Genomic DNA, 6,584 nt, shown 5'->3' with positions numbered 1-6,584 from the left:
TGGATCACACGGGCGCCCATCAGCGCGCCCAGGCGGATCGCCGGACGGCTGTAGTCTGAGAACACCATGAAGGTGCCGGAATAGGGGATGACGCCGCCGTGGAGGGCCATGCCGTTCATGGCCGCGGCCATGCCGAACTCGCGCACGCCGTAGTGCACGTAGCGACCCTCGTAGCCGGGTGCGTCGAACGTCCCCATGCCCTTGACGATGGTGTTGTTGGAGCCGGTGAGGTCGGCCGAGCCGCCGACCAGCTCGGGTATCGCCGGAACGAGCCTCTCCAGCGCCGCGCCGGAGTGCTGGCGGGTGGCGAGCGCCGGCTTGTCGGCGGCGGCCTGAGCGATATGGGCGTCCAGGGCCTCCAAGGCGCCAACCGGCAGGTCGCCGGCCATGCCGCGCTCGAACTCGCTGCGCAGGTTGGAGTCGGCCAGTCGGGCCGCCCACGCCTTGCGGTCCTTGCCGCCCCTGCGGCCGGCCGCGCGCCAGGGTTTCAGCACCGCGTCGGGCACGACGAACGGCCCATCCGTCCAGCCCATCGCGACGCGCGCATCGGCGATCTGGTCGTCGAATAGGGTGTATCCGTGGCTGTGGGGATCACCCTCCTTCGGCCCGGCGCCCTTCGAGATCAGGGTCTTGCAGGCGATCATGGTGGGGCGGTCCTGCCGCGTGGCCCAGCGCAGGGCGGCGGCGATCTTGCCGGTGTCGTGGCCGTCGACGGCCTTCACCGCCCAGCCGGCGGCCTTGAAGCGGGCCAGTTGGTCACCCGTCTCGGCGATGGTCGCCTCGCCGTCGATCGTGGTGTTGTTGTCGTCGAAGAGGACGGTGAGCTTGGCGAGCTTCAGGCGGCCGGCAAGGCTGATCGCCTCATGGCTGACGCCCTCCATCAGGCAGCCGTCGCCGGCCACCACCCAGGTCCGATGGTCCACCAGGGCGTCGCCGTAGCGGGCGTTCAGGTGGCGCTCGGCCATGGCCATGCCGATGGCGGTGGCCAGCCCCTGGCCCAGCGGCCCGGTGGTGGTTTCCACGCCGGGCGTGTGGCCGTATTCCGGGTGGCCGGGGGTGTTGGAGCCCAGCTGCCGGAAGTTGCGGATCTGGTCCATGGTGACCGCCTTCACCCCGGTCAGGTGCAGCAGGCTGTAGAGCAGCATCGAGCCGTGGCCGGCCGACAGCACGAAGCGGTCGCGGTCCGCCCAGTCGGGATCGGCGGCGTCGTACTTCAGGAATTTCGTGAACAGCACGGTGGCGACATCGGCCATGCCCATGGGCATGCCCTGGTGGCCGGACTTGGCCCGGTGGACGGCGTCCATGGAGAGCACGCGGATGGCGTCGGCCATGGTCTTGAGTGGCGCGGGCATCGGTTCCCTTGAGGACTCGGCTGGAGGGCGGGGCGTGCCCGCCGCCTCGCACGCGCGAGCGTGAGGGTCAAGAAATCGCCCCAGAAGCAGGGCCAATTTCGCGAGACTCAGCGACGCAGGGTATAGGAGCCTCTTCGGCGACCGGAGGATCGGATGAGCCAAGGCGAGAGCGCGCTGGACCTGGCGGCGAGACGGCTTGAGAGCGCGATCCACATGCTGGAGCAGCGTCTGGGGCAGAAACTGCGCGAGGCGGGGTCCGGCGGCCTGTTCGAGCAGGACCGTGCGAATCTGGCCGCCGAGCTCGACCAGGCTCGCGCCCGCGAGCGCGAACTGGAGGAGGCCGGCGCCCAGGCCTCGGTCGCCCTCGGCCGCGCGATCCAGGAGATCCGTGCAGCCCTGAACGGACAGGAGGCTTGAGATGGCCCAGATCAATGTCGACGTGAACGGCCGCCCCTACGCCGTGGGCTGCGAGGACGGCCAGGAGGCGCACCTGCAGGAACTGGCCAAGATATTCGACCACCAGGTGCGCCAGGTCTCCCAGGACATGGGCCAGCTGGGCGACACGCGCCTGTTCCTGATGGGCGCCCTGATGCTGGCCGACGAGCTCTATGACGCCAAGGGCCGGTTGGCGGCGCTGCAGGTCGAGGTCACCCGGCTCCAGGCCGAACGCTCGCGTATCGAGGGCCGCGCGGTGGGGGCGCTGGAAGCTGCGGCGAGCCGGATCGAGAAGCTGGCCGCGAGCGACGCCTAGCGCTTCGCCCGCATCCGCCCGATCAGCCGACCTAGCGCCGGGATCAGTTCGCGCTGCTCAACCTCGCGGTAGACGTGGTCGGTGGGCAGGGTCTCGACCAGGCGGCGATGGGCGGTTCCCAGGTTGTGGTAGGGCACCCGCGGCATCAGGTGGTGCAGGGCGTGGTAGCGCAGGCCCACCGGGGCCCAGAGGAAGGGAAGCAGCGCCGGCGGGGGCACGTTCACGGTGTCGCGGAACTGGTCCAGCGGGGCCATCTGCTCGCCGTCGTTTTCCCAGTAATGGGCGACCGCTGTACGGAGCTGGTTCAGGAAGGTCATCAGCGCGAAGATGGCCATCGCGATCAGCAGGGCCCGGAGCGGGATCACGCCCACCACGGTGAGCGCCAGCATGGCCCAGCTCCACAGCCAGCACGCGATCTCCTGGGCCAGCCAGGGCGCGGTGCGCGCCCGGTCGTGGTCCTCACGCGAGAAGCCTAGGTTGATGACCATCCCGGAGGTCTTCGCCACCACGAAGCGGCGGAGCGGCGGGATCAGGAAGCTCAGCGGCGCCAGGACCGCGAACCGCAGGATCACGCCAATCGGCGCCAGGAACGCCACGCCCAGGAAAGCGGCCAGCTCGTGGACGGGGCGGCGCGCCAGCGGATGGTACTCGGGGTCCCGAGCGGTGCCGTAGCGGTCCTTGGCGTGGTGCAGGATGTGGACGCCCTCGTAGAGCAGACTGGGCGTCAGCCAGGGCACGCCGATCAGCAGGTTCCAGGCAACGTGGAAGCCTGGGACCTCGGCGCTGCGCAGGTGGGTCAGTTCGTGGATGAAGCTGATGCCGCGGTAGAGGGCCAGCACGCAGACCGCGCCGGCCACCAGCCCCCAGCCCAGCGACGCGGTGGTCGTGGCCACCAGCAGGCTGAGCCAGGTCACAGCCGCGGTGACCCCCAGGTCCAGCCAATAGACCCGCGGATCGGCGCGCGTCAGGTCGCGCGCCAGATCGTTGGCCTGGCGGGCGAGGGACATTTCGCTGTCGGCGGCGACGCTCACGTGGGGCTTCTATCCTCAGACCGGCCGGACACTTAGGGCCTCGATGTCGCGGACGGAAGGCCTCAGGCGGCGTAGACCGCGCGTTCGAACGCGTCGAACACCTCCAGCATGCGGGGGTCGGCGAAGGGCAGGAACTGGGCGCAGAGCATGGCCGCCACGCCACTCGCCGGGTCCGCCCAGTAGTAACAGTTGGCGAGGCCGCCCCAGGCCAGGCTGCCGGCGCGCCGTCGGCCCGGGATATCGGCCTCGTTGCGCAGGAACCCAAGCGTGTGGCTTCGGGGCGTGTCCGGCATCGGTCGGAAGTCGTGGCTGAGTGGCGGTGCGGCGGTGATCAGGTGACCGGCTGCGCCGACCCGGCTGTCGCCTTGACGCAGCAGGGCCAGCGCTTGAGGACCCAGCACGCCCGCGCCGTCGTCCGCCAGCACCGCGCGCAGGAACTTCAGATAGTCGGGCGCGGTCGAGTAGAGGCCGCCGCCGCCATACATCTCGGGCGCGGACGGAAACGCCGAGGCCGCTTCGAACGTCCCATCCGGACCGCGGCTGTGCATGCCGACCATGCGGTCGGACAGCGCCGCGCCCGGCGTAAAGCCGGTGTCGGCCATCCCCAGCGGGCCGAAGATGTGCTGGGCGAAGTAGTCGGGCAGGCTCTGGCCGCTGGCGGCCGCGACCAGCCATCCAGCCACGTCGATGCCGACGCCGTACTGCCAGTCGTCGCCCGGATCGAACACCAGAAGCGGCGCCGTGGTCAGTGAGCCCGCCAGGCTGTCGCCGGTGGCGGCGTAGTGGCGGGCGAGACCGGCGTGCAGGAAGTCGTAGGCCAGGCCGGAGGTGTGGGTCAGGAGCGCGCGAAGCGTGACGGGCCTGCGCGCCGGCCGCAGCCGCGCGGCCCCGTCGGCGTCGAGCTCCTCCAGCACCTGCGGCGTCGCCAGCATCGGGAGCCGGCCTCCCACCGGCTCGTCGAGGTCGAGGAGCCCGCGCTCAACCAGCTGCAGGGCTGCGGCCGAGGTGATGGCCTTGGTGCAGGAGGCGATCCAGAACACCGAGTCCGGGGTCATTGGCCGCGGGTCGGCGATACCCCGCACCCCCGCGGCGTAGTGCGCGTCGCGCCCATCCGGACCGGCCACCGACGCGGTCAGTCCCGGCGCGGCGCCGGCGGCGACGGCGCGGTCGAGCAGGTCTTGAATGGGCTGCGACGTCATGATCCCCGATGGTCCTTGAGACTGGACACTCGCCGCCCTACGTTAGCGACGGCGGGTCTGCTGCGGCCCTCGTCGAAGGCGACATATTCCAGCGACCTTAATTCATCTCTAGGGAGCTGTCCCTGGCCGGGATCCTGGTCCCGGGCACACGGCGCCCACCTGTTACTAGCAGGTCGAGGGAATGAAACAGTCCTTCACGGTTCTCGCGGCGCCGCCACCTTCTTTTGAGACAGGAGAGGCGTGATCTCCAAGACTGCCCTTCGGGCCCGTATGCGCGCGCTGCGACGCCAGCTGGCGGCCAACTGCCCTGACGCCGCCGCACAGGCTGCGGCGCAGCTGCCGGACTTGGTGGCGTGCGAGACGTACGCCCTCTACCATCCCGTCGGCTCCGAACTGGACCCCAGCCCGATCCACCTGGCGGGCGCGCGGCGCGCCCTGCCCGTGGTGATCGATCGTGACGCGGCGATGGTGTTCCGGCTGCACGGGCCTAGCCATCCCCTTGTGCCGGATGCGCTCGGCATCCCGGCGCCGGCTGCAGGCGCGGCCGAGGTTGCGCCCGATGTGGTGTTTACCCCCGTGCTGGCCTTCGACCGCAAAGGCGGGCGGCTGGGCCAGGGCGGCGGCCACTACGACCGCACGATCGAGGCGCTGCGGGCGAAGAAGGCCGTACTTGTGATCGGCGTGGCCTACGCCGGCCAGGAGGTCGACGAGATTCCCATGGAACCGCACGACCAGCGCCTTGACGCCATTCTGACCGAGACGGGTTACCACGCCATCCGCTAGAGAGGCTTGATGCGTATCGCCTTTTTCGGAGACGTGGTCGGCCGCTCGGGCCGCGAGGGCCTGGCCGAGCACCTGCCCGGCCTGCGCCGCGCGCTGGGCCTGGAGTTCGTGATCGTGAACGGCGAGAACGCCGCCGCCGGCTTCGGGATCACCGAAAACACCGCCAAGGAGCTGTTCGAGGCCGGGGCGGACTGCCTCACCTTGGGCAACCACTCCTGGGACCAGAAGGAGGCGATGACCTACATCGTCCGCGAGCCCCGCCTTATCCGGCCACTGAACTACTCCGCCTTCGCTGCCGCCCCAGGGCGCGGGTCGCAGCTGTTTGACACCGCGGACGGCCGGCGGATCCTGGTGGTCAACCTGCTGGGGCGGGTGTTCATGGACGCCCTGGATGACCCCTTCGCCGCGGTCGACAGGGAACTGGAGGCCTGCCCGCTCGGTGCGGCGGCCGATGCCATCGTGGTCGACATCCATGCCGAGGCGACCTCCGAGAAGATGGCCATGGGCCACTTCTGCGACGGCCGCGCCAGCCTGGTGGTGGGCACACACAGCCACGTGCCGACCGCTGACGCCCAGGTCCTTCCCGGCGGCACCGCCTATCAAACCGACGCCGGCGCCTGCGCCGACTACGACAGCGTGATCGGCAACCACAAGGAAGAGCCGCTGCGCCGCTTCACCACGCGCATCGCCGGCGGCCGCTATAAGCCTGCCGAGGGGCCGGCCACGGTCTGCGGCGTGTTCGTGGAGACCGACCCGGCGACGGGCCTGGCGCGCCGTATCGAGCCGATCAGGGTCGGTGGCCGGCTGTCCCAGACGATTCCGAGCCTCGAGGCGGTGCAGGCCTAGGCGGCTTGCGCCCCGGCCCGGACGCCCTCACCTTCGGACGACAGCCAAGCTGGTCGGGGAGTCGAACGATGAAGTTCCTGGTGCGCGCCGTCTTCGCGGCGCTCGGCCTGTGGATTGCCGACTGGCTGCTGCGCGGCGTCGTCATCAACGGCGCGCTGACCCTGGTGATCGCCGCGCTCCTGCTGGGCGTGGTCAACGCGATCGTGCGGCCGGTGGTGTTCATCCTGACCCTGCCGATCACCTTCGTGACCCTGGGACTGTTCCTGCTGGTGGTGAACGCCATGATGATCGGCCTGGTCGCGCTGCTCCTGCCCGGCATGCACGTCTACGGCCTGTTCCCCGGCATCGGGGCCGCCATCATCACCGGCGTCGCCAGCTGGATCGGCGCCATGGCGATCCGGGACGACCGCACATAGAAAAAGGGCGGAGCCTCGCGGCCCCGCCCTCTTCATTTTCAGTGCGTTGGACGCGTGGACTAGAAGTCCATGTCGCCCATGCCGCCCATGCCGCCGCCGCCGGGCATGCCGCCGCCTTGGCCGCCCTTCTTGGGCGCCTCGACGATGGCCGCTTCGGTGGTGATCAGCAGGCCGGCGACCGAGGCCGCGTCCTGCAGGGCGGTGCG

General features: G+C 70.3%; 9 protein-coding genes and 1 other RNA gene. 6 read left to right on the top strand and 4 right to left on the bottom strand.

The window, feature by feature from the left end; all coding sequences use genetic code 11:
• Positions 1-1,352 (bottom strand): transketolase (locus tag QZV94_RS21660; RefSeq protein WP_293681834.1); only part of this gene is annotated, 1,352 nt, incomplete at its 3' end.
• A gap of 153 nt (positions 1,353-1,505) precedes the next feature.
• Here QZV94_RS21660 and QZV94_RS21655 point away from each other — a divergent pair.
• Positions 1,506-1,769, top strand: coding sequence for a DUF4164 family protein (locus QZV94_RS21655; RefSeq protein WP_293681833.1), 264 nt, complete (start codon positions 1,506-1,508; stop codon positions 1,767-1,769).
• Position 1,770: 1 nt separating this feature from the next.
• Positions 1,771-2,103, top strand: a complete 333-nt coding sequence (locus QZV94_RS21650) for a cell division protein ZapA (RefSeq protein ID WP_293681832.1) — start codon at positions 1,771-1,773, stop codon at positions 2,101-2,103.
• Here the strand turns inward: QZV94_RS21650 and QZV94_RS21645 are convergent.
• Both QZV94_RS21645 and QZV94_RS21640 read right to left on the bottom strand, forming a co-directional pair.
• Positions 2,100-3,134, bottom strand: a complete 1,035-nt coding sequence (locus QZV94_RS21645; protein WP_293681831.1) for a fatty acid desaturase — start codon at positions 3,132-3,134, stop codon at positions 2,100-2,102. The genes QZV94_RS21650 and QZV94_RS21645 overlap by 4 nt on opposite strands.
• Positions 3,135-3,196: 62 nt before the next feature.
• The gene (locus QZV94_RS21640; protein ID WP_293681830.1) at positions 3,197-4,333 is read right to left on the bottom strand and encodes a serine hydrolase; all 1,137 of its coding nucleotides are present in this window, start codon (positions 4,331-4,333) and stop codon (positions 3,197-3,199) included.
• 54 nt (positions 4,334-4,387) lie between these two features.
• Between QZV94_RS21640 and ssrS the strand changes: the two genes are divergently transcribed.
• From ssrS to QZV94_RS21620, 4 genes are all read left to right on the top strand, one after another.
• Positions 4,388-4,548, top strand: a non-coding RNA gene (gene ssrS / locus QZV94_RS21635) — 6S RNA.
• Between the two features lie 25 nt (positions 4,549-4,573).
• Positions 4,574-5,116 (top strand): 5-formyltetrahydrofolate cyclo-ligase, encoded by a 543-nt coding sequence (locus QZV94_RS21630; RefSeq protein WP_293681829.1) that lies wholly within the window; start codon positions 4,574-4,576, stop codon positions 5,114-5,116.
• A gap of 9 nt (positions 5,117-5,125) precedes the next feature.
• The gene (locus QZV94_RS21625; RefSeq protein WP_293681826.1) at positions 5,126-5,962 is read left to right on the top strand and encodes a TIGR00282 family metallophosphoesterase; all 837 of its coding nucleotides are present in this window, start codon (positions 5,126-5,128) and stop codon (positions 5,960-5,962) included.
• 68 nt (positions 5,963-6,030) lie between these two features.
• Positions 6,031-6,378: a phage holin family protein gene (locus QZV94_RS21620; RefSeq protein ID WP_293681823.1), complete on the top strand. Its 348-nt coding sequence runs from the start codon at positions 6,031-6,033 to the stop codon at positions 6,376-6,378.
• A 59-nt stretch (positions 6,379-6,437) separates the two neighbouring features.
• On the opposite strand, the gene QZV94_RS21615 is transcribed toward QZV94_RS21620, so the two are convergent.
• A partial coding sequence (locus QZV94_RS21615; protein WP_293681835.1) for a hypothetical protein occupies positions 6,438-6,584 on the bottom strand: 147 nt, incomplete at its 5' end.

The organism is uncultured Phenylobacterium sp. (assembly GCF_902826855.1).
In the GTDB taxonomy this organism is placed as follows: Bacteria; Pseudomonadota; Alphaproteobacteria; order Caulobacterales; family Caulobacteraceae; genus Phenylobacterium.
Note: the sequence above shows the minus strand (reverse complement) of the source record. Positions and strands in the feature narration are given on the sequence as shown.